Consider the following 23,824-nt stretch of genomic DNA (forward strand, 5'->3'; position numbering starts at 1 on the left):
ACCGGATTGTCCGACCCCGATCTGATGGGACCGGTCTGGACACCAGACGTTCACCGCATCGTCGCCGTGGCGTTGACATGAGCTGGTCATCTGAGTGAGTTCGCGACCGGCCCCGACGTCCATGGGGCGAAACTGCCTCGGGGAGGAAACACCTATGCGTCGGTTCGGAAGTCGCAGATTACTCACGGCCGCAGTCGTTCCCGTCATTGCTGCCGTCGGCCTGCTGGTACCCACGACCGCCACAGCGGCTCCCACAGCATGTGCCTTCGCCCCGACTGCCGTCTCGGCGTCGAGTGGCTTCACCGCGGGCGAGAAGTCGGCGCCGTTCGCGACTGCGAAGCCCGCGGATCACATCGCGACCCTTGACGCGTTCTCGTCGCTGTCCCCGGTGATCAAGCAGCAGAATCTTCTCGAGGCCATCGCGGTGAACAACTCCGCGAGTCCCAAGGCTTCGGCGTATGCGGTCGACGACAACTACGCGATCGAGGGACCCGCGATCTTCAACGCTCTCGGCTCGAAGCTCTCGCCCGCGTTCTTCGACGCGCTCAAGGCGGGACAGCTTCCGAAGACGAGTGAGTTGCTACTCGGCGAGAAGGCCTTGGTCGGCGAGCGCGTCGGCACGTCGAAGGAGAAGAAGTACTTCGACTACAAGCGGCCGTTCGAGGTCGCGCCCACTCTCATCCGCCACTACAGCGATGGTCGCCCAGACCTCTACGAATCGGTGCGCGGCAGCGGGTCGTACCCGTCGGGACATACCACCTGGGGCTACACGCAGGCGTTTCTGATCGCGACGATGCTGCCCGAGGTCGGGCCGCAGGTCCTCGCCCGCGGCGCCGAGTACGGCTATCACCGCGTCGTGCTCGGGGTGCACTACCCACTCGACGTCATCGGCGGACGCATGCTTGCCGAGAACATCACCGCCGAGGTCATCGCCGACCCGAGTTTCGGAAGGCTGCTGGCGCAGGCGCGCACCGAACTGCGGTCGGTACTCGCCGCGCGAGTCGGTGCACCGATCAGCCGCATCGTCGGCTGCCAGCAGCCCTACGTGTCGACCGACGCCGCGCTGACCAGCTACCGGCAGCGCTCGACCTTCTCGTTCCTGCCGACCGGACCCGCTGCGCCGCTTCAGGTTCCGGCCGGTGCAGAGAACCTGATCCGGGCTGCTCACCCGGGATGGTCGACGCAGCAACTGCGGGACTTGTTGGCGCGCACGGCGTTGCCCGGCGGGTATCCGCTCGACAAGACCGGAGCGCACGGCGGTTGGCAACGACTCGACATCGCGCGTGCATGGGCGGCTCGCTGAGGCGGGCTGCACGACTCGAACCGGTCTGATCGCAGCGCAGAAAACCACATCCCTGGGGTCACTCGCATGTACCGGTACGTGCGAGTGACCCCAGGGACGTCACTTTCTGCGCGGCGCTGCCCCGACAGTCAACGGCTTCGGGAACTCAACCGGGTACACCGCCGGCGACGGGCTCGCGTTCCGGGGCTTCAATAGTCCCGTCGCCCGGGGTGGCGCGGCTGCGCGTCGCGTCGTAGGCGATCGCGGGGAGGCGATGGAGTTTGTCGATCTCGGCGGCGCGTCGAAGCTCCGCCCACGCCCAGCACGCGCCGAAGACGAGCAGCGTGACGGCAATCGACGTGGTCTCGTCCCAGGGCCGGTGAGCGATGTGGATCGGAACGATGATGAGCGCGATTGCCTGGATGACATACGAATCGAGGCTGCGTGCCCCGGTCATCACGAGGGGTCGCAACCAGTCGTGGTGCCACACGCGCAGCAGCGCGCGGAACACCCCGTACACCGCGGGTACGACGACCCAGGCGCCCAACGCCCGTGCCGGCGCAAAGCTGACCTTGTCGGCGACGAGGGGTTCGAGATCGGCCAACGGCCCGGCGTCGATCACGTAGTGGAAGACCAACCACACGCCGACGGCCACGAGAACAAACGCGGGTAGGTATCTGTCGATGAAACGGGCGCCCTGCCAACGTCGCCAGTTCCAGCCGATCACCAGTGCAGGCACGAACATGATCTGCCACGCCGCCCAGTTCTCCGTCCGCGGAGACGCCATCGACTGGGTCAGGAAGAACCAGTGCGGGGAGTGGATCTGCGAGAGCACGTACAGCGCAATCGATCCGCTCAGCACCGCGACCCACCATCCGCGCATCAACAGGGGGAACACGACGTACGCCGACGCCATCAACACCATGTACAGCAACAAGATGTTGCCCCCGCTGGGCAGGTAATTCATGCTCAGCGCGAGTCGTAGACCTTCGCCCCACCCGTCGATCGGGAGCAGGAGAGTGAGCCAGCGATGCCCGGCCATTGCCGCGGCTACGGCGACGAGCGCAATCGTCAACTGACACAGATAGAGGACGACGATCCGTTTGGTGAGCCGCTGGTAGCCGAACCACAGGCCGTGGCGTTCTATCCAGCGCTGATACACCAGTCCGAGGACGAATCCCGATAGCAGGACGAACGCAGACATTCCGTCGACATAGGGAAACGAGTGCGTGGGTTCGGCGATGCGCATGCCCAGCGCGAAGTGCGCCGTGATCATCGACCAGATGGCGACGCCGCGTGTGGCGTCGATGGCGAGATCACGAGTCATGGTTACTCGAGCGTAGAAGACCGCACCCCGCGTAGCCGTGCAGGGCCACGCGGGGTGCGGTGAGAACTTTGCTAGCGAACGATCACGTGTAGAGGTCGGCGATCGCCTTCTGGTGGGCGGAGTGGATGATGTTGCGCTTGAGCTTCATCGTCGGCGTGAGCTCGCCCGAATCGATCGTGAAATCGGTGTCGAGGATGCTGAACTTCTTGATCGCCTCAGCCTTGGAGACCTTCGCATTCGCGGCGTCGACGGCCTCGGCGATCTCCGCCCGCAACTTGTCGTTGGAGGCGAGCTCGGTCAACGGGGTATCGGCAGCGAGCCGGTTGCGCTCGAGCCAACCGGGAACGGCCTCGACATCGATCGTGATCAATGCGGCGATGAACGGCTTGTTGTCGCCGACGACGAGGCACTGACTGATCATCGGATGCGCGCGGATCGAGTCCTCGAGCTGGGCGGGGGAGACGTTCTTGCCGCCCGCGGTGACGATCAGTTCCTTCTTGCGGCCGGTGATGAAGAGGAAGCCATCCTCGAGGTGTCCGACGTCGCCCGTGTGGAACCATCCGTCGCGAATCGCATCAGCGGTCGCGTCGGGGTTGTGCCAGTACTCGGTGAAGACCACCGGACCCTTGACGAGAACTTCGCCATCCTCGTCGGCAATCGCGATGGTCACCCCGGGGATCGGCCGTCCGACAGAACCCACGCGCTGGTGTTCTTCGCTGTTCGCGGTGATCGCCGCTGTGGTTTCCGACAGCCCATAGCCCTCGTAGACCGGCACGCCTGCGCCACGGAAGAAGTGCCCGAGGCGCGCCCCGAGAGGGGCTCCGCCGGAGATCGCGCCGTCGCAGTTGCCGCCCAGTGCGGCACGCAGCTTCTTGTAGACCAGAGCGTCGAACACCGCGTGCTTGAGCTTCAGCGCGATGCCGGGCCCGCCCTTTTCCAGCGCCTCGCTGTACTCGATGGCGGTGTCGGCGGCCTTGTCGAAGATCGATCCCTTGCCGCCGTCGTATGCCTTCTGCTTGGCCGAGTTGTAGACCTTCTCGAACACGCGCGGGACCGACAGCACGTAGTTCGGCTTGAAGGTGGCGAGATGTTCGACGAGGTGCGGGATATCGCTCGTGTGCCCCACGATGACGCCACTCTCCAGGCTCGCGACGGCGATGACGCGAGCGAAGACGTGTGCCAGTGGGAGGAAGAGCAGCGTCGAATTGCCCTCTTCGAGACCCGATCCGACGGCCGAGCGGGTTGCGGCGCACTCGGCGAGGAAGTTCGCGTGGGTGAGGACCACACCCTTCGGGCGCCCGGTGGTGCCCGAGGTGTAGATCAGCGTCGCTGCGTCGGACGACACCGTATTGGCGTGTCGCGCATCGAGTTCGGCGTCGGGCACATCTTTGCCGCGGTTGGTGAGCTCGTTCACCGCGCCGTCGTCGATGACGAGGGTTTCGCGAAGCGCGGGCAGTCCGTCGGTCACCTCGCGGAACTTGTCGCGGTGGTTGGCGTCCTCGACGACAAGCGCGACGGTTCCGGAGTCCTCGAGGAGGTACTGGACCTGATCGGGTGCAGAGGTCTCGTAGATCGCGACCGTTGTCCCGCCCGCACGCCAGATGGCGTAGTCCAGGAGCGACCACTCGTACCGAGTGGACGAACAGATCGCGACGCGGTCGCCCGGTGCGATCCCGGACGCGATGAGACCTTTCGCGACGGCGTCGACCTCGTCGGCGAATTGCTTCGCGGTCACCGTGATCCACTGGCCGGACGACTGTCGCCGGAAGAGTGGGAGTGTCGGGCGTTCGTCGCGATAACGGAGCAGAGTGTCGACCAGCGTGGCCTTGTCTTCGACGGTCAGATCCGACGGAGTGGCGTACTGCTGCATGTAGGTGGCCCCCTGGGACGTGTTATCCGGCATTTCGGACATAGACATTACGGACATAGTCGAGGTAGGGCGGGATGCCGCTCGCATATGTTGCCACAGAGGGTAGCAGGGAAAGTGGCGTCCATCACATTGGGGTGTGATCGACTCCGGTCTTGACCATGCCGCACGTGAATGCCGCTTTTGGCCCGCCTGCGGATTACAGTTGAGTCGATGAACGGGACACGCAGACCATGACCGACAGCCCGACCGCAGATACACCGTCGATCACATTCGACGACCTCGACATCGACGAGCGCGTACGCAACGCCATCGCCGATGTCGGTTACGAGACCCCGTCGCCCATCCAGGCGGCCACGATTCCACCGCTCATGGAGGGCCGCGACGTCGTCGGGCTCGCCCAGACCGGTACCGGCAAGACCGCCGCGTTCGCGATTCCGATCCTCTCGCGGATCGACCCGCAGGTTCGACGCCCGCAGGCGCTGATCCTCGCGCCGACCCGTGAGCTCGCACTCCAGGTGGCCGAAGCGTTCGGCAAGTACTCGGCACACATGCCCGACGTGCGCGTCCTGCCGATCTACGGCGGACAGAGCTACGGCGTCCAGCTCGCCGGTCTCAAACGCGGCGCGCAGGTGATCGTGGGTACACCGGGACGCGTCATCGACCACCTCGACAAGGGCACGCTCGACATCTCCCAACTCGACTTCCTCGTGCTCGACGAAGCCGACGAGATGCTGACGATGGGGTTCGCCGAGGACGTCGAACGCATTCTCGCCGAGACTCCCGACGACAAGCAGGTGGCGTTGTTCTCGGCGACAATGCCGAGCGCGATCAGACGCCTCGCGCAGCGGTACCTGCACGATGCGCAGGAGATCACGGTCAAGGCCAAGACCGCGACCGCTCAGAACATCACTCAGCGCTACCTGCAGGTTTCTCACCAGCGCAAACTCGACGCCCTGACGCGCTTCCTCGAGGTCGAGACGTTCGACGCGATGATCGTCTTCGTCCGCACGAAGTCGGCAACCGAAGAGCTGGCCGAGAAGCTTCGCTCGCGGGGGTTCTCCGCGGTCGCGATCAACGGCGACATGGTGCAGGCCCAGCGCGAGCGGACGATCAATCAGCTCAAAGCCGGTGGCATCGACATTCTCGTCGCCACCGACGTGGCTGCCCGCGGACTCGACGTCGACCGGATCTCGCATGTGGTCAACTACGACATCCCGCACGACACCGAGTCGTACGTGCACCGCATCGGACGCACCGGGCGTGCCGGACGGTCGGGTAACGCTCTGTTGTTCGTCTCGCCGCGGGAGCGCCATCTGCTGCGCGCAATCGAGCGTGCAACACGTCAGCCGCTGACCGAGATCGATCTGCCATCTGTCGACGACGTCAACGCTCAGCGCGTCGCGCGTTTCGCCGATTCCATCACCGAGAATCTGGCGTCGGAGAATCTCGACATGTTCCGACAGCTGATCGAGAACTACGCCCGCGACAACGACGTGGCGATGGCCGACATCGCGGCGGCGCTGGCGCTCGAGACCCGCGACGGTGGATTCCTGATGGCGCCCGACCCGCCGAAGGGCGAGCGTCCCGAGCGTCGGGAACGTGCGCCGCGGTCGGGTGGCGGCAACTTCGCCGCCTATCGGATCGCTGTCGGACGCAAACACAAGGTGTCTCCGGGCGCGATTGTGGGCGCGATCGCCAACGAGGGCGGACTGACCCGGGGTGATTTCGGCAACATCAGCATCCGCGACGACTTCTCGATCGTCGAGCTTCCTGAAGATCTCGACAGGGAGACATTGGAGCGCCTGCGGCACACGCGGATCGGCAAGAACCCGATCGACATCCGACGCGACCAGGGCCCGCCTCGCACACGTGGCGGCAAACGTAATGGTCAGGGCGGTGGCAGCTTCAACCGCGACCGTCACGGTAAACGCGGTGACAGTTGGGGCAAGCGCGGCAATCCGCGCGTCGCCGGTCGTGGTCGGGGCTGACGGAATCGGGTAGCTGGTTCGCCCGTCCTCGCGACAGCTTTGATCCTGTGACCAGGCTGTTGGTGCGAAGGTGGACAGATCGATATCTTTCCGTAACCTTTTGGGGGGAGAGCGGTACACCGACTCCCGACAGGCAAGTAGAAGTTCGAGTTCAGGAGTGAGTCACCAGTGTCAGTGGTGAGTGCGATTACCGCAGCAGAAGCCATCGATCACGTCGAGCACGGCGACGCAGTCGTTGTCGACGCCCGTCCGCAGGTCGTCCGTCATCAAGGCAGTGTCCCCGGCGCAGTCGTCGTCGACCCGAATGAGGTCACAACCCGACTCGCGCCCACGCCGACCGGTTCGTTCCCGCTGGTCAGCAACCGCGACACCGAGATCGCCGTCGTGTCGGTGCGTTCGCAGGCACCGCGCATCGCAGAGCAGATCGCCGACCTCGGATACACCAACGTGCACTACGTCGATGGCGGTTTCCCTGCCATTCGAGGCACCTCGGGCCGCTGAGCTGCACCGCCACAGTGCTCGTCGACACGACTGGCCCTCCGCGGCCTTGGTAGCGTTGATGAACTCTGGTATCGCGGCGGGAAGGCAGCAAGCGCATGATCAACGACACTCCTGATGAGCGTCGGGATCAGGTGTCGAGGCTGATCGGCTTTCTCCGTGGCCTGGTTCGGTCACGATCGGTCTCGGTCAGCACAGTCGATTCCCACCCCGCTGTCGTGTGGGTCGGCAGATCGACGCCCGTGCCCGTCCGCACCGGAGCCGCGCCGGGACAGACCGTCGTCGAAGTATCTCCGGACGACGAAGCGTATCCACAACTGTCGACGATTCTCGACGACCTCATCGCCGATCCCGAATCGCTCGAGATCGTCCTCGCCAACGGGCTTGTCACCGTCGTCGACCAGGAGAACGACGGTGAGCCGCTTGTTCGTGAACACCTGCTGACGCAGGACGTCGTCGCAGAACGCGACGCCGATTCCGGGACCATCCGGATCTCGCTCGGTTCCGCGGGCGTGCCGATGATCCACGACACGCACCTGCTCGCCTCGATCGACGGCATAGACCTGTCGGACGCGGTCAAGCAGCGGGGCCGTGTAGCAGGCCTTACCAATGTCGCGAATTCTGCTGCGGGACAACTGATTTCCGCGTGGCGCGACAAAGTGGTCGTCGACGACGAGCACGTGTCGTTGACCATCGACCTCGCGCCGGCCATCGTTCTACGCAACCGCGGAACGGGGTCGGCGTTGCGCTTTTACGACGCGATGCTGGCGGCGCTGCGCGAGCCGGGCACCGAGGTGCCGATCGGTCTGTCGCAATTGGTCGCGCCCATCGAGGCAGCGGATCGGCTGGCGGCGCTCAGCGGGCAGGGAGCGACACCCGCCACCGAACTCGTCGCCGACGCGATGTTCCCGCTCGCGTCCAATGTCGAACAACGTGACGTGCTGGCTCAACTCGGAGTCGACAGTGGGGTTGTCGTCGAGGGGCCACCCGGTACCGGCAAGACCCAGACCATCGCGAACGTCCTCTCGGCACTTCTCGCGAAGGGCCAGCGCGTTCTGGTGACCAGCGAGAAGGTCAACGCGCTGCAGGTGCTGCGCGACATCCTTCCGCCGGAGCTGCGCGAGTTGACCGTCTCGCTCGCCGACGTCAGCACCGACAGCTACGACGCCGTGGTCTCGGGCGTCGAGGCGATCGCCGACCGCAAGTCGAGTTTCTCCACCGGTGTCGCCGACGCCGAGATCGACGACCTCGCCTACCGCCGCGCGCAGGCGATCGACCGGCGCGAGCGGGCACTGCGCGGTCTGTGGGATCTGCGTTCGTCGGAGACCGAGGTGCACGAGTGGGTTGCGGGCGACTATCGCGGCACCGCGGCGTCGATCGTTCGCGCATGCAACGCCGACGCCGAACGGTTCGACTGGCTTCCCGGGCCACTCGAAGGGGCGTTGCCGCCACTGGACAGCGGCGAATTCACCCGCCTACTCGAACTGCTTCGTCGTGTCGGCGCCGACTCCGGGCGTCTCGCGCAGCGCCTGCCAGACCTCGACGACTACCTGCCCGACACGATGACGATGGACGCGATCTGCGAACGGATCGGACAGCGGCCCGCGGAGCCGATGGTCGGCAGCGGATCGTTGATGTCGATCCTGTCGGACGTGGCAAGCGAACGGTTGCTGCGTATCAAGGGGATCTGCGATCACCTCGCGGTGGCCTCCGGAGAGGTCGCGACGTTCCCGCCGCTGATCGTCGACATGGCCGACAGGCTCCTCGCCGGGCAGGAAGCGCACCTGTGGTCGCGCGTCACGGCTCTCTCGTCGGTCATCGCCGACGCCGCGCAGCGTGACCGGGCGATCGGCGCGCACGTCGTCGTTGTCGAGAATGCGAGGCCCGGTGACGGCGAACGGTTCGCGGCCGCTGCCACCTATCTACGTGAGGGTGGACGCTGGCGTGGCCGCCTGCTGCGGTCGGAACAGCAACGGGCAGTGGAGGATTCGGGCGTCATAGCCAGTGTCGACGGTCGTCCGGCCACCGATGCCGACAGCTTGGAGCTCGTCGCTGATCACCTCGCGGTCCTCGACGCCGTGAGTCAGGTACATCGCGTGCTCGCCGATCTGCACGTCCCCGTCGACACCGCCGGTTCGCGATCAAAGCAGCTCAGCCAACTCGTGCGCCTCGACACGCAACTCGCCTGGGTATCGGATCTGCTGTCTGCACGCGACCAGCTGATTCGCGAGCTCGAGTACATCAGCCCCGGCGGTCCTCGCCCGCGCAGCGTCGCGGAGGTGTCGGAGGTTGCCCACCAGGGTGCGTTCATCGCTGCCGCCAACGACGCGAACCTCGCCGAGCAGGAACTGGCCGACCACGCCTATCGGTTGTCGACGGAAGTCGAGAGGGGACCGTCGCCCGAAGGTGATGCGCTTGTCGCCGCACTGGCCAACGCCGACGCGGAGGCGATCAGGTCGGCGCGACGCGCCTTCACGACGGCGCGTGACGAATTGAACGACCAAGCCGCGCTCGACCTGCTCGCTCTGCGGTTGCGCGGTAAGGCACCGGAGTTCTACGCGGCGCTGGCCGCAACTCCCGACGATCCCGCGTGGGACGCACGTCTGCGTGACGTGGTCGGCGCCTGGGAGTGGCGTCGGGCACGGACCTGGGTCGCCGAACGCAGCGACCCCGACGCCGAGGCGCGCCTGGCTTCTGCGCTCGACGACGCCGATGCCGACATCGCACAGCTGACCACCAAGCTCGCCGCCGCACGCGCGTGGCGGGCATGTCTCGCGCGCACCACCGTCGCCCAGGTGCAGGCGTTGCAGTCCTACCGCGACCACATGATCAATCTGGGCAAGGGATCGGGCAAGCACGCCAACCGCTTCCGGACTGCTGCGCGCGAGGCGATGGAGCAGGCACAGTCGGCGGTTCCCGCGTGGATCATGTCGACCAGCCAGGTCGCCGACATGCTTCCGCCCGAACCGAATTCGTTCGACGTCGTGATCGTCGACGAGGCGAGTCAGGCCGACATCACCAGTTCCTTCCTGCTGTGGCTCGCGCCCCGTGTCATCGTCGTCGGCGACGACAAGCAGTGTGCCCCACGCGGACTCGCCGGGACCTCGCTCGACGACGCCTTCGCACGACTCGACGCCGAGCTTCCCGATCTGCCGCACTACCTCCGGGATGGTCTGACTCCGCGCTCGAGCCTGTTCTCGTTGCTGCGCAGTCGATTCGGTCACCTCATCCGGCTGCGCGAGCATTTCCGTTCGATGCCGGAGATCATCGAGTACTCGTCGCGACAGTTCTACGGCGGGTCGCCACTCGTCCCGGTCCGACAGTTCGGTGCCGATCGGCTCGATCCCCTGCGGACGGTGCGTGTCGACGGTGCGGCAACCGGTCAGGGACAGTCGTTGGTGAACGAAGGGGAGGCCGCCGCGATCGTTGCGACGCTCCTCGATTGCCTCGCCGATCCCGCCTACGCCGAGCTCGATTTCGGCATCATCGCTCTGCAGGGAACCAAGCAGGTCGACGAGATCACACGTCTCCTACGCGAGGCTGTTGACGAGGAGACCTGGCGTGCACGCCGTATCCGGGTCGGGACCCCGCCCGACTTCCAGGGCGACGAACGACACGTGATGTTCCTGTCCATGGTGGTCTCCGACCCCGCGTCACTGAGTGCTCTCACCCGCGCCGAATCGCAGCGTCGAATCAACGTCGCCGCATCGCGCGCGATGGATCAGATGTGGCTGTTCCACTCGGTCGGACTCGACGATCTGCGTCCCAACGACCTGCGCTACTCACTGCTCGGCTACATGCAGGCAAATCAGGGACCGACCATCGCGCCGATGCCGTCCGACGTCCCCGACCACGAGCGCGTCGAACCTTTCGACAGTCTCTTCGAGCAGCGGGTGTTCAATCGCCTCGCGGCACTCGGGTATCACGTGACGCCGAAAGTCCTTGTCAACAATCGGGTCATCGATCTCGTGGTCACGGGTTCGGAGGGCCGGATGGCCGTGGAATGCGACGGAGACGAGTTCACCTCTACCGGCGCACAGGCGCGTTCCGACATGGAGCGTGAGCGTGAGTTGCGTCGGTGCGGTTGGGAATTCGCGCGTGTGCGCGAATCGGAGTTCGAGCTCGACGCCGACACTGCGCTCGCCGCGGTGATCCGGCTTCTCGATCGTCGCGGCGTCAAGCCGGGTTCGGTATCGGCGACGGCCTCGCGTGAGGTCGCCGCGTGGGAGCCGATCGACTTGACCGGAGCGGAGTAGCAGCCGTTATCGGCTGCGCCGCGCGGCACGAACGCGTTCGGCGATCTCGGGTAGACCCTGTGCGGCGGTGGTCCGAATGCTATGTGTGGCAACGGAACTCAGTCCCGACGGTTGCGGGTTGAGTTCGATGACCGGAATACCCCTTGCCGGTGCGCGCTCGGGGAGCGCCGCAGCGGGGTAGACGATCCCGCTGGTCCCGACCACGAGGACCGCGTCGGCGACGTCGAACACCTGCTCGGCGCGCGCCCAGGGCTCCGGGGGGATCGGCTCGCCGAACCACACGACGCCGGGGCGCACCAGCGACAGGCATATCGGGCACGACGGCGGTTCCATGGGATGTTCGTCGGTGGCCGTCGCCGGATTGGCGTCTCTGCCCTCGTAGGGATGTCCGCAGCGTGAGCAGCGTGGTGCGAAGAGCGAGCCGTGTACATGGCTGACCACAGTGTTACCCGCGCGCTCGTGCAGGTCGTCCACGTTCTGCGTCACCACCATGACCGACGGCGCGTCGTCGGCCTCATCGGCACGTTCTGCCAGTGCGCTCAATGCGAGGTGTCCGGCGTTCGGGGCAGCTCGGCTGACGAGGTGTGCGCGCCACTGGTACCAGCCCCAGACGAGTGCTGGATCGGCGTCCCACGCCTGCGGGGTTGCCAGTTGCTCGGCGTCGAAGTTCTCCCACAGTCCCGTCTGCGCGTCGCGGAAGGTGGGTACGCCGCTCTCCGCCGACATCCCGGCACCGGTGAACACGGTGATCCACTCGGCCCCGGCGAGGATGTCGATCGCGGCCTGGGGGATCTGCGCGCCAGGTGTGGTGAGAGCGTCGTCGGAGGTCATGCGGGTCCGATCTGTTCGAGGACCGCCGCACGCACGGTGGCCGCGGTGGCGTCGGGATTCTTGTCGCGGCGTACGAGCAGCGACCTCGCCATGCGGAGCTTGTCTCCGCGGTGTCGCGGGATCACATGGAGGTGGGTGTGAAAGACGGTCTGGAACGCTGCCTTTCCGTCGTTGACGACGAGGTTCACCCCGTCGGCGGGCTCGTCGTCGCGTGTCAGTGGCGCCGTCCGGAGTGCTGCCGCGACGACCTGGCCCGCTCGCATCAGGGCGGCGCCGTCGTCGGGAACCAGATCTCCCAGTCCGCTCGAATGGATGCGGGGAACGAGCAGGGTGTGTCCGCGCGACATCGGTCTGATGTCGAGGAAACCCACCACGGAGTCGTCCTCGTACACCTTTCGGGCCGGTGCGGAACCGTCGATGATCTTGCAGAACACGCAGTCGGTCATCCCTGCACCCTAACGACTTCGACGTCTTGGCTCGACATCGCTGAGGGCGTGCCATGTCGCAGCGGACGACACGCAGTGCGACAGGTCACATAACGATTATATAACGACGACCGGATGTCTTCGCTACGGCTCGGGCGACCGGAGAAATGCGCCCCGAACTGGTCGGATGTGCACGTCGATCAATGGGCGCACGGGCCCGCATTTTGTTACCGGCGGGGCTACTCGCGGGTATACCTGGGGGTCGGAAACAACATGAGGAAGTCCTCACGTTTATGTGCCATCATGAGTGCCACGTTCATGTCGACGACGTTCCACGCTGAACTGTCAGTCGCCCGCCACAGCGTCAAAGGTGTTGCTGGGCAAGCATGTTCGTGAGAGACACGTGCGCGACCCGGCGATATCCCCCCGCCGCCGGGTCGTGCCACGTGGTGCTCTCGCACGAGAACCAGACAACTCCTGCACCGCACATCAGCCGAGCCCCGATCCTCTAGGAGAGCCCGTGACCGTCGACCAATTCCGCCAAGGGCACCACGGAAGCCGCAACACCGGAAGCCCTGCAGAATCCCTGATCGATCGGCTCTCAGCAGGTGAGCAGTACGCAATCAGCTTCGGTGGGCAGGGTGGTCCGTGGTTGTCGACGCTGGCCGAATTGGTCGTCGACGCGGATCTCGAACAGAAGCTGGCGGGTGCCGTCGCTGCCGCAGAGCGCATGCTCGCCCCCGTCGCCGACTCGATCGAGATAGCCCGCCCCGACGGCTTCCACCCCCTCGCATGGGTGCGTGCGACCGACGCGGGTGAGCCGGTGCCGTCCGACGCCGAGCTCGCCGACTTCGCGCTGAGCGGTCCCGGCGTGCTCCTCAGCCAGGTCGCCGCCGTCGAATCACTCAAGAAGCAGGGCCTCGATCCCGACGTGATCGCACCCGTCGCCGTCGTCGGACACTCACAGGGGTCACTCGCCGTCGACGCTATCCGGCACGGGGAGAGCGGCTGTGGACAATTGCTGGCGATCGCGCATCTCGTGGCGGCCGCGGGCACTCTCGTTGCTCGACGTCGCGGCCTGGCGAGCAGTCCGGACGGCTCACCGATGCTGTCGATCACCAATGTTGCTCCCGCGCGCATCGACGAGATCCTGACGACCTACCGAGCTGGACTGCCCGAGGCCGAACTCGTCACGGCACCCGTGATCGCCATCCGCAACAGCCGACGTTCGGTCGTGCTGTCCGGTGCGCCCCGACATCTCGCGGCGTTCGCGGCCGAATGCGAGCGCATCGTCGCCGCGGAGGCCGATGACCGCAAGCGCAAGAGCACCGGCGGCGCGCCGTTCGCCCCCGTCTTCGACGAGCTCCCCGTCAGCGTCGCATTCCACCACCCCGGCATGGCACCGGCGGTCGACCTGGTACGTGAGTGGGCGCAGACGTGCGGGATCGACGCCGACCTCGCTGCCGGCCACGCCGAATCGATCCTTGTCGCGCCCGTCGACTGGGTCGCACAGATCGACGCCGTGATCGCAGACGGCGCCGCGTGGATTCTCGATTTCGGTCCCAGCGATCTCGCAACACGGCTCACCGCCCCGCTCGTTCGCGGACAGGGCGTCGGTCTGGTGGCGACAGCGCTTCGCGGAGGCCAGCGAAATCTGTTCAGCCCCGGCGGGATTCCCGAGGTTGCGCGCCGTTGGTCCGACTTCGCCCCGACACTGGCCGAACTCGCCGACGGTCGTCGTGTCGTGCAGACGGCGTTCACCCGGCTGACCGGGCGCTCTCCGATGCTGCTGGCGGGCATGACCCCGACCACCGTCGACCCCGCGATCGTCGCTGCCGCGGCCAACGCGGGTCACTGGGCAGAGCTCGCCGGCGGCGGTCAGGTCACCGAGGAGATCTTCGCCCGCAACATCGCGGCGCTCACCGACCTTCTCGAGCCGGGCCGCGAAGCGCAGTTCAATGCGCTGTTCCTCGATCCGTATCTGTGGAAGCTGCAGCTCGGCGGCAAGCGTCTCGTGCAGAAGGCACGGGCGCAGGGCGCTCCGATCGACGGCGTGATCGTGTCGGCGGGTATCCCAGAGCTCGAGGACGCAGTGGCACTCGTCGACGAATTCGTCGACGCAGGACTGCGTTTCGTGGCATTCAAGCCAGGCACCGTCGAGCAGATCCGTTCGGTGATCCGCATTGCGGCCGAGGTGCCGCATCACCCGGTCATCGTGCAGATCGAAGGCGGGCGCGCCGGTGGCCACCATTCGTGGGAAGACCTCGACGACCTTCTGCTCTCCACATACGCCGAGCTGCGCGTGCGCGACAACGTCGTCATCTGCGTCGGTGGCGGCATCGGCACCCCCGAGCGCGCCAGCGAGTACCTGACCGGCGAATGGGCAACCAGGCACGGGTATCCCACCATGCCGCTCGACGGCATCCTGATCGGTACCGCGGCCATGGCGACCGCCGAGGCGACCACCGCGCCGGAGGTCAAGCAGCTACTCGTCGACACCGAGGGGGTCGACGAGTGGATCGGCGCAGGCCGGGCCGCGAACGGAATGGCCTCGGGCCGAAGCCAACTCGGCGCCGACATCCATGAGGTCGACAACGCCGCGTCGCGCTGCGGTCGACTGCTCGACGAGGTGGCGGGCGACGCCAACGCGGTGGCCGAGCGTCGCGACGAGATCGTGGCCGCGATGGCGCTGACAGCGAAACCCTACTTCGGCGACCTCGACACCATGACCTACCGCGAATGGCTCGATCGCTATGCGACGCTGGCCGTCGGGGATGGCCGCACCGATCAGTACCCGTGGGCCGACATCACCTGGCAGCAGCGATTTGTGGAGATGCTGCAGCGTGCCGAGGCGCGCATGCACCCGAAGGATTCGGGCCCGGTCCCCACGATGTTCGCCGACATCTCGACCACCGACGATCCGCACGCGGCGATCGACGCGCTCGGCGGTGTCTACCCCGAGATCGAGACCGACATCCTGCATCCCGCGGACGTCGCCTTCTTCCTCGGCCTGTGCCGGACCCCGGGCAAGCCGGTCAACTTCGTGCCCGTCGTCGACAAAGACGTTCGACGGTGGTGGCGCAGCGACTCGCTGTGGCAGGCCCACGATGCACGCTACGGCGCGGACGCCGTCTGCATCATCCCCGGACCGGTCGCGGTCTCGGGTATCACCCGTGTCGATGAGCCGGTGGGCGAGCTGCTCGATCGATTCGAGGCCAAGGTCGTCGACGATCTCGCCACCGCGGGCGCCGACCCCGACCTGATCACCGCCCGCAAGCAGGCTCCGGTGCGAGACGCGGGCATCCTCGGTGCCGTGCTCTGGGCCGACGACGTTTCGTGGGCCGGCCGCATCGTGCCGAGTCCGGTTGCGCTGCTCGGCGATCGGGAGTCGTGGGAGGTCTCCTCTGAGCGCCGAGCCGAGCATGCGGCAACAGGCGCAGTGCTCGAACACGTGGGAGAGGACAGCTTCGAGCTGATCGTGCCGATCTCGGGATCGTCTGTGCGCATTCCGCTCCGTGTTGATCGGAGCATCGCCGACGGCGGCAGCCCTCGCATCGAGCGAGACGACGCAGCAGGTGCCATGCGCGAGATCCTCACCGTCGCAGCCGGCGGACGCCTCACCGACGTCGTCGACGGCGTCGCGGTCACCACCATCGGGTGGTCGGCAGACGGGGTCGCCGACCACGCCGTCGTCACCGCCAACACGCTGCCTGCTCACCTCCACGCCGTCACACCGGCGCAGCCCTTCGGCTTCGCGGTGCCCGACACGCTCGTCGGAGCCTGCTGGCCAAGCGTTTTCGCGACGATCGGTGCTGCCACGACCGACGACGGCATCCCCGTCGTCGAGGGCCTGCTCGACCTCGTCCACCTCGACCACACCATCGAGACCGTCGGTTCCATCCCCGACCACGACACCGAACTCACCATCGTCGCCCGCGCGGGCGAGGTCCGGGACACGACGGTGGGACGCGTCATCGACGTCGCCGTCGAGGTGTCGGGGCCTGACGGTGAGATCGCCCGTATGACAGAGCGTTTCGCCATCCGTGGTCGCATCGGTGATGCCGAGCTCGACGACCCGCAGCGCGCCGGGGGAGCGATCACCGACGAGGCCGCGGCCACCCGGAAGCCGCTGCGTACCGCGACTATCACCGCACCGACACGCATGAGTGCGTTCGCTGTCGTCTCGGGCGACCGCAATCCGATCCACACCGATACAAGCGCGGCAAAGCTCGCGGGACTCGGTGAGCCCATCGTGCACGGCATGTGGTTGTCGGCGGCAGCTCAGCACGTCGTCACTGCGGCCGACTCGCGCAACCGCATCCCGTCGCCGCGCCCGATCGTCGGGTGGACGGCTCGCTACCTCGGGATGGTTCGTACCGGCGATGCGGTGTCGGTCCGCGTCGACCGCGTCGGTCTCGATCGCGGCCGCGAGGTCGTCGAGGTGACCTGCAAGGTCGGCGACACCCTGGTGATGAGTGCCACGGGACTTCTCGCGACTCCGCGAACCGTCTACGCCTTCCCGGGGCAGGGCATCCAGAGCAAGGGCATGGGACTCGACGCCAGGTCACGCTCGAAGGCGGCCCGGGCGATCTGGGATCGCGCGGACAAGCACACGCGCGCGGCTCTCGGGTTCTCGATCCTCGCAGTTGTACGCGACAACCCCACCACGCTCATCGCCAACGGCACCACCTACAACCACCCCGACGGCGTGCTGTACCTGACACAGTTCACCCAGGTCGCCATGGCGACCCTCGGCGTCGCGCAGATCGCTGAGCTCAAGGAAGCAGGCGGATTCGTCGACGGCGCCATCACCTGTGGACACTCGGTCGGCGAGTACAACGCCCTCGCGGCATGCGCGGGAGTGCTCCCACTCGAAGCCGTCCTCGAGGTGGTGTTCCAGCGCGGCGAGGCCATGCACCATCTGGTCCCGCGAGATGACCTGGGGCGCAGCGACTATCGCATGGCGGCCATTCGCCCGAGCCAGTTCGGCCTCGCCGACGCCGACGTCGAGTCGTTCGTCGCAGAGGTCGGGGAGTCGATCGGCGAGTTCCTCGAGGTGGTCAACCTGAACCTTCTCGGCTCGCAGTACGCGATCGCGGGCACGGTTCGCGGTCTCGAACATCTCGAAGACGAGATCGAGCGTCGTCGAACCGAATTCGGCGGCAAGCGATCGTTCATCCTCGTTCCCGGCATCGATGTGCCATTCCATTCGACAGTGCTGCGCGCCGGTGTACCCGAGTTCCGCGGCAAGCTCGACGAACTGCTGCCCGCACAGATCGATCCCGACATCCTCGTCGGGCGCTACATCCCGAATCTCGTACCGCGGTTGTTCACGCTCGACCGTGCATTCGTCGAAGAGATTGCGGCACTGGTGCCGTCCGATCCGCTCGACGCCGTCCTCGCCGACTGGGACACCCACGCGGCCGACCCGGCGGGCTTGGCGCGCATCGTTCTCATCGAGCTACTCGCCTGGCAGTTCGCCAGTCCTGTGCGCTGGATCGAAACCCAGGACCTCCTCTTCGGTGCAACCGAGCGCGGCGGGCTGGGCATCCAACGTTTCGTCGAGATCGGCCTCAAGGGTGCGCCCACGCTGGCCGGCCTGGCGACCAACACTCTCAAGCTCGACGACTACGGCTCGGCGACAACCGAAGTGGTGAACGTCGAGCGCGATTCCGACGTCATCCTCGCCAAGGATGCCGGCCCCGAGCTCGACGATGAACCCGTCGAAGACGCGCCTGCGCAAGACACCGGTGCCTCGCACGACGCTGCGTCAAGCACGCCCGCTCCCGCGGCAGCAGCGCCTGCTGCTCCGAGTGCGCCCGCAGGCGCTCCGCGGCCCGACGACGTCTCCTTCGGGCCGTCGGACGCGGTTCGTGCAGTCGTGGCGCTGTGGACCAAGATCCGCCCCGAGCAGATCGGTTCGGCCGACACCATCGAAGCGTTGTGCGATGGCGTCTCGTCGCGGCGTAACCAGCTCCTGCTCGACATCGGTGGCGAGCTCGGACTCGGCGCGATCGACGGAGCCGCAGAAGCCGACATGGTCGCGCTCGCCGCGACGGTGGACAGCCTCGCGCGTGGTTACCGCCCGCTGGGGGCGGTGCTCACCGACGCGGTGTCCGATCAGATCCGCAAGGTACTCGGCCCCGTCGGAAAGCGGCAGGCCTACATCGCCGATCGGGTGACCGGCGTGTGGCAGCTCGGTCCCGGCTGGGGACTGCACACCACCGTGGCACTCGCCCTCGGTACCCGCGACGGAGCCAGCGTGCGCGGAGGCGACCTCGGCGATCTGCTCGACGGACCACTCGCCAACACCGACGCGCTCGATGCTCTCGTCGACCGCGCCGTGACCGCGGTGGGTGCGTCGCGCGGTATCGCTGTCGCCAAGCCCGCGGCCGACACCGGCGGTGGCGCGACGGTCGACGCGGCAGCACTCGGTGAGTTCACCGAGCAGCTCACCGGACGCAGTGGCGCGCTGGCCTCTGCCGCGTACACGGTGCTGGCCAAACTCGGACTCACCGAGGACGACGCCGCGCCCGAGATCGCGGAGAACGTCGACGCGCACCTGGCCGAGCGGGTCAGTGCCGAACTCGGCTCCGACTGGGCGCGCACCGTCGCGCCGGCGTTCGACGCGGAGAAGATCGTCCTCGTCGACGACCGGTGGGCCACCAGTCGCGAGGATCTGGTCCGCATCTGGCTGACAGCCGACGCCGACCTCGCCGACCGCCACGACACGATCGTCGAGTCCTTCGCGGGTGCGGGACAGACTGTCGCGCAACATGCCACGTGGTGGCAGGGCAAGGCTCTCGCCGCAGGCGAGGCGACCCGCGCGCAGATCTTCGGCGCCATCGCCGCCGCGGCACAGGCGCCCGACGCGGGTGAATGGTCCGACGAGATCGCCGTGGTGACCGGCGCGGGTAAGGGATCGATCGCCGCAGGCGTGATCGGTCGACTGCTTGCGGGCGGAGCGACGGTCATCGCCACGACGTCGAAGCTCGACTCCGGCAAGCTCGCCTTCTACAAGAAGCTCTATCGGGAGAACGCGCGTCACGACGCGGCGCTATGGGTCGCACCGACCAACATGGCGTCGTACACCGATGTCGACGATCTCGTCGAATGGGTCGGCAGCGAACAGACCGAGAACGTCGGCGGCACAACGGCTGTCATCAAGCCTGCGATGAAGCCGACGCTGCTCTTCCCGTTCGCGGCACCCCGTGTCGCCGGCGACCTCACCGACGCCGGGGCGCGCGCAGAGCTCGAGATGAAGGTCCTCCTCTGGTCGGTGGAGCGGCTCATCGCGGGGCTGTGTGAGATCGGCGCCGATCATGACATCGCGGCCCGACTGCACGTCGTGCTTCCCGGATCGCCCAACCGCGGGATGTTCGGTGGCGACGGTGCTTACGGCGAGTCCAAGGCCGCACTCGATGCACTGGTCACCCGCTGGGGAGCCGAGGAATCGTGGGGTGCGCGAACGACTCTCGCGCACGCACTCATCGGGTGGGTGCGCGGCACCGGGCTGATGGGCCACAACGACGGCATGGTCGCGGCTGTGGAGGCCGCGGGCGTGCGGACGTGGAGCACCGACGAAATGGCAGCACAGCTCCTCGGACTGTGCACGCCGCAGCAGCGAGCCGCTGCCCGGGACGAGGCGATTCTCGCCGACTTCACCGGCGGCCTCGACCCGTCGATCGATCTCAAAGCGCTCGCCACGGACCAGGACGACGCCGGAGAGGTCGAGGCGGAGGCCGACGAACTCGACGACGCCACGGTCGCTGCGCTACCCGCGCCGGCCCGCGCCGCGAAGTCGATGGCGCCAGCATGGCCGTCGATCGATGCGCGCCCCGAGGATCTCGTGGTGATCGTCGGCGCCGGAGAGCTCGGACCCTACGGTTCGTCGCGCACCCGGTTCGAGATGGAGGTCGACGAGAAGCTCAGCGCGGCAGGCGTGTTGGAGCTTGCCTGGAACACCGGTCTGATCGTCTGGGACGACGCACCCAAGCCGGGCTGGTACGACACCGGGACCGGCGATCCGGTCGACGAGGCCGACATCGCAGAGCGCTACCACGACGCGGTCGTCGAGCGCTGCGGCATTCGGCGCTACGGTGATGAAGGCGCCATGGTCGACAACACCTCGCCGCTGCTCACGTCGATCTTCCTCGACGAGGACCTGAGCTTCACCGTCAGCTCCGAGGAGCAGGCAAGGGCATTTGCGGCCGCCGATCCGGACAAGACCAGGATCGCCCCGATCTCCGACACCGGAGACTGGCGGGTTACTCGCTTGGCCGGCACCGAGATTCGCGTGCCCCGCAAGTTCGAGCTGAGCCGGACCGTCGGAGGCCAGATCCCGACCGGGTTCGACCCGACCCGCTGGGGTGTCACGCCCGACATGGTGGAATCGATCGATCGTGTTGCGCTGTGGAATCTCGTCGCGACCGTCGACGCCTTCCTGTCATCGGGATTCACCCCGTCGGAACTGATGCGGTGGGTGCATCCGGGACTCGTCGCGAATACCCAGGGAACCGGTATGGGTGGCATGACGTCGATGCGTGAGCTGTACGTCAACACCCTGCTCGGCGAGGCGAAAGCCAACGACATCCTCCAGGAGGCGTTGCCGAACATCGTTGCCGCACACGTCGTTCAGTCGTACGTGGGAAGCTACGGTGCGATGATCCACCCGGTCGCTGCCTGTGCGACGGCCGCGGTGTCGGTCGAGGAGGGCGTCGACAAGATCCGTCTCGGCAAGGCAATGTTCGCGGTGGCGGGCGGATTCGACGATCTCGGTATCGAAGGCATCGTCGGATTCGGTGACATGTCGGCGACCGCGGAGTCGGCGAAGATGGCCGCACGCGGAATCGACGAGCGCCGGTACTCGCGTGCCAACGACAGGCGACGCGGAGGATTCGTCGAATCTGCCGGTGGCGGAACCATTCTGCTCGCTCGCGGCGACGTCGCGGCACAGCTCGGACTGCCGGTCCTCGGTGTCGTCGCCTGGGCGCAGAGCTTCGGCGACGGAGTGCACACCTCGATTCCCGCACCGGGACTCGGAGCGCTGGGAGCCGCACGTGGGGCGCTCGCCTCGCCGTTGGCCAACGCGCTGGGTGCACTCGGCGTGAGCGCCGACGACGTCGCGGTGGTGTCCAAGCACGACACCTCGACGCGTGCAAACGATCCCAACGAGTCAGAGCTGCACGAGCGACTCGCCGACGCGATCGGCAGGACGCCCGGCGCGCCGCTGTTCGTCGTGTCGCAGAAGTCGCTCACCGGCCACGCAAAGGGTGGCGCGGCGGCATTCCAGCTCATCGGGCTCTGCCAGGTGCTGCGTGACGGGGTGATCCCACCCAACCGCAGCCTCGACTGTGTCGATGAGCAGATGCGCGACTACCCCCACCTGGTGTGGGCGCGTGAGCCGCTCGCGCTCGGTGATCGGTTCCCGCTCAAGGCGGGTCTGCTCACCAGCCTCGGCTTCGGTCACGTCTCGGGTCTGATCGCCATCGTCCATCCGGAAGCCTTTGTCGCAACACTGGATTCGGATCAGGCGCAGAGCTATCGCGATCGGGCCGCACGCCGCGAACGTGACGGTGCACAGCGGCGGCTGGTCGCGATGTGCGGCGGCGAGCCTGCGTACCGTCGTCCGTCGGGTCGACGTCTCGACAGCACGCTCGACGAGCACGATGCCGAAGCCGGGCTGCTGCTCGATCCGGGTGCACGCCTCACGACCGATGGCGCGTACGGCGTCGCGGCCGATGGGCGCTGACGCGATGGCCGTACTCGGGGTGGGGATCGACGTCGTGTCGATCCCGGAGTTCGGAGACCAACTCGAACAGGTCGGCACGAACTTCGTCGAGAGATTCACGGTGGGCGAGAGACGTGACGCGGCAACGGGTACGGGTGAGGACGCCCGTCACCTCGCGGCACGGTGGGCGGCGAAGGAGGCGGTGGTCAAGGCGTGGTCGGTGAGCAGATTCTCGCGCTCGCCGTTGCTGCCCTTGATCCGGCACAGCGATATCGAGGTCGTCACCGACACGTGGGGCCGTCCGGCGATCAGGTTGTCGGGGGAGATCGCCGAACACCTCCGTGAGACGACAGTGCACATTTCGCTCACGCACGACGGGAACACCGCTGCCGCGGTGGCGATCCTGGAGGGGAGCTGACCGGCCGGTGCGCAATCCGTGTGCGGTGCAACGGATTCAGCTACCGGTCGACTCCTCGAGTAGGAGGTAGCCCGCGAGCATGCGCTTGAGTTCGTCGACCGTTGCGTCGTGATCGTGGCCGTCCTGCACCGAGAAACTCAACAGCGAGTACGCGGTGTGGACGAGAACCTGAGCCATCATCTCCCGGCGGCGTCCCTGCGAGGGGATCAGCGGCGCAAGAAGGCGAGCCACCTGCTCGGCGAGTACGCGCTCGTTGAGTGTCGCCGTCGCGCGGGTCGCAGGGGTCGACTGGACAGCGAGCCAGACCGCGCGGCGCGATGGATCGTCGCGCCAGAGCGTCGCGAGATGGTCGAGGAACTTCTCGAGAAGGTTCGGCCATTCGAGCGAGGGCACCTCCGACGCGAAGGCGGCGAGCTCCTCACGGACGCCGACTGTGTCCTGTCGGTCGAGTTCGCAGACGATGACGTACTTGTTGGCGAAGTACTGATAGAGGGTTCCGATGGGAACGCCCGCGCGAACGGCGATTTCCTCACAGGTGAGCGATTCGAAACCCACCTCGGTCAGCAGATCGCGCGCCGTCGCGAGCATCGCGGAGAACTTTCGTTTGCTGCGCTCCTGCGTAGGGCGTTTGCGCGGCACCAGGGGTTCGGTACTCATCGGTTCGATCAACTCGGTTCGATCAGCGCCTGTGGGTCACACCGACAGGTCGCGCCTGAGCTTGGCAACGTGCCCGGTGGCACGCACGTTGTACTGCGCGAGCTCGATGGTCCCGTGGTCGACGAGGAACGTCGACCTGATCACGCCCGTCACGGTTTTGCCGTACAGCTTCTTCTCGCCGAACGCTCCCCATTCGGTCATAACCGACTTGTCCGGATCTGACAGCAGGGGAAACGTCAGACCCTCGGCGTCGGCGAACTTGGCGAGCTTCTCCGGCTTGTCGGGGGAGATACCGACGACGGCGATACCTTGTCCGTCCAGTTCAGCGAGGTTGTCGCGAAAGTCGCACGCCTGCTTGGTGCAGCCGGGCGTCGACGCCGCGGGGTAGAAGTAGACGATGACCTTGGTATCGGCGTAGTCGGAGAGCGATACCGTTTCGCCGTGGGCGTCGGTGAGTGTGAAGCCGGGCGCGGTGTCGCCGACGGCAAGACGGGATGTGCCAGACATGGTCGTCAGGCTACCGATAGGGCAGGTCGACCGGG

General features: G+C 66.7%; 12 protein-coding genes. 6 read left to right on the forward strand and 6 right to left on the reverse strand.

Annotated features, from left to right (window positions below):
- Positions 1–154: 154 nt before the first annotated feature.
- On the forward strand, positions 155–1,303 hold the full coding sequence (locus RND64_RS08560) for an acid phosphatase (RefSeq protein ID WP_049700906.1): 1,149 nt from the start codon (positions 155–157) through the stop codon (positions 1,301–1,303).
- Between the two features lie 145 nt (positions 1,304–1,448).
- On the opposite strand, the gene opgC is transcribed toward RND64_RS08560, so the two are convergent.
- Complete coding sequence (gene opgC, locus RND64_RS08565) at positions 1,449–2,609, reverse strand: OpgC domain-containing protein (RefSeq protein WP_049700905.1); 1,161 nt, start codon at positions 2,607–2,609, stop codon at positions 1,449–1,451.
- Between the two features lie 82 nt (positions 2,610–2,691).
- A complete protein-coding gene (locus RND64_RS08570) occupies positions 2,692–4,479 on the reverse strand; it encodes an AMP-dependent synthetase/ligase (RefSeq protein ID WP_049700953.1) in 1,788 nt (595 codons plus the stop codon).
- Positions 4,480–4,709: 230 nt separating this feature from the next.
- On the opposite strand from RND64_RS08570, the gene RND64_RS08575 reads away from it, so the two are divergent.
- The 3 genes from RND64_RS08575 (at position 4,710) to RND64_RS08585 (ending at position 11,221) form a co-directional block, all read left to right on the forward strand.
- The gene (locus RND64_RS08575) at positions 4,710–6,467 is read left to right on the forward strand and encodes a DEAD/DEAH box helicase (protein ID WP_049700904.1); all 1,758 of its coding nucleotides are present in this window, start codon (positions 4,710–4,712) and stop codon (positions 6,465–6,467) included.
- A 168-nt stretch (positions 6,468–6,635) separates the two neighbouring features.
- Positions 6,636–6,968: a rhodanese-like domain-containing protein gene (locus tag RND64_RS08580; protein ID WP_049700903.1), complete on the forward strand. Its 333-nt coding sequence runs from the start codon at positions 6,636–6,638 to the stop codon at positions 6,966–6,968.
- A 95-nt stretch (positions 6,969–7,063) separates the two neighbouring features.
- The gene (locus tag RND64_RS08585; RefSeq protein ID WP_049700902.1) at positions 7,064–11,221 is read left to right on the forward strand and encodes an AAA domain-containing protein; all 4,158 of its coding nucleotides are present in this window, start codon (positions 7,064–7,066) and stop codon (positions 11,219–11,221) included.
- 6 nt (positions 11,222–11,227) lie between these two features.
- Here the strand turns inward: RND64_RS08585 and RND64_RS08590 are convergent, their stop codons facing one another.
- A complete protein-coding gene (locus RND64_RS08590) occupies positions 11,228–12,052 on the reverse strand; it encodes an NAD-dependent deacylase (RefSeq protein ID WP_049700901.1) in 825 nt (274 codons plus the stop codon).
- Positions 12,049–12,498 carry an HIT family protein gene (locus RND64_RS08595; protein ID WP_049700900.1) on the reverse strand — a complete coding sequence of 150 codons (450 nt, stop codon included), beginning with the start codon at positions 12,496–12,498 and terminating at the stop codon, positions 12,049–12,051. The genes RND64_RS08590 and RND64_RS08595 overlap by 4 nt, the downstream gene beginning before the upstream one ends.
- Before the next feature lie 499 nt (positions 12,499–12,997).
- Between RND64_RS08595 and RND64_RS08600 the strand changes: the two genes are divergently transcribed.
- On the forward strand, positions 12,998–22,228 hold the full coding sequence (locus RND64_RS08600; protein ID WP_049700899.1) for a type I polyketide synthase: 9,231 nt from the start codon (positions 12,998–13,000) through the stop codon (positions 22,226–22,228).
- A gap of 4 nt (positions 22,229–22,232) precedes the next feature.
- A complete protein-coding gene (gene acpS, locus RND64_RS08605) occupies positions 22,233–22,625 on the forward strand; it encodes a holo-ACP synthase AcpS (RefSeq protein ID WP_049700952.1) in 393 nt (130 codons plus the stop codon).
- A gap of 36 nt (positions 22,626–22,661) precedes the next feature.
- On the opposite strand, the gene RND64_RS08610 is transcribed toward acpS, so the two are convergent.
- Together RND64_RS08610 and bcp are read right to left on the reverse strand one after the other, a co-directional pair.
- Positions 22,662–23,282, reverse strand: coding sequence for a TetR family transcriptional regulator (locus tag RND64_RS08610; protein WP_049700951.1), 621 nt, complete (start codon positions 23,280–23,282; stop codon positions 22,662–22,664).
- A 36-nt stretch (positions 23,283–23,318) separates the two neighbouring features.
- Entirely contained in the window at positions 23,319–23,789 is a 471-nt protein-coding gene (bcp, locus tag RND64_RS08615; RefSeq protein WP_049700898.1) for a thioredoxin-dependent thiol peroxidase, read from the reverse strand.
- Between the last annotated feature and the right edge of the window lie 35 nt (positions 23,790–23,824).

This window comes from Gordonia sp. w5E2, assembly GCF_036540975.1.
GTDB lineage: Bacteria > Actinomycetota > Actinomycetes > Mycobacteriales > Mycobacteriaceae > Gordonia > Gordonia jacobaea.

Excerpts from the sequence above, each read along its gene's own strand:
- RND64_RS08610 (WP_049700951.1), bottom strand. The coding sequence starts at position 23,282 with ATGAGTACCGAACCCCTGGTGCCGCGCAAACGCCCTACGCAGGAGCGC.
- RND64_RS08570 (WP_049700953.1), bottom strand. The coding sequence starts at position 4,479 with ATGCAGCAGTACGCCACTCCGTCGGATCTGACCGTCGAAGACAAGGCC.
- RND64_RS08595 (WP_049700900.1), bottom strand. The coding sequence starts at position 12,498 with ATGACCGACTGCGTGTTCTGCAAGATCATCGACGGTTCCGCACCGGCC.
- RND64_RS08575 (WP_049700904.1), top strand. The coding sequence starts at position 4,710 with ATGACCGACAGCCCGACCGCAGATACACCGTCGATCACATTCGACGAC.
- RND64_RS08560 (WP_049700906.1), top strand. The coding sequence starts at position 155 with ATGCGTCGGTTCGGAAGTCGCAGATTACTCACGGCCGCAGTCGTTCCC.
- bcp (WP_049700898.1), bottom strand. The coding sequence starts at position 23,789 with ATGTCTGGCACATCCCGTCTTGCCGTCGGCGACACCGCGCCCGGCTTC.
- RND64_RS08590 (WP_049700901.1), bottom strand. The coding sequence starts at position 12,052 with ATGACCTCCGACGACGCTCTCACCACACCTGGCGCGCAGATCCCCCAG.
- RND64_RS08585 (WP_049700902.1), top strand. The coding sequence starts at position 7,064 with ATGATCAACGACACTCCTGATGAGCGTCGGGATCAGGTGTCGAGGCTG.
- acpS (WP_049700952.1), top strand. The coding sequence starts at position 22,233 with ATGGCCGTACTCGGGGTGGGGATCGACGTCGTGTCGATCCCGGAGTTC.
- opgC (WP_049700905.1), bottom strand. The coding sequence starts at position 2,609 with ATGACTCGTGATCTCGCCATCGACGCCACACGCGGCGTCGCCATCTGG.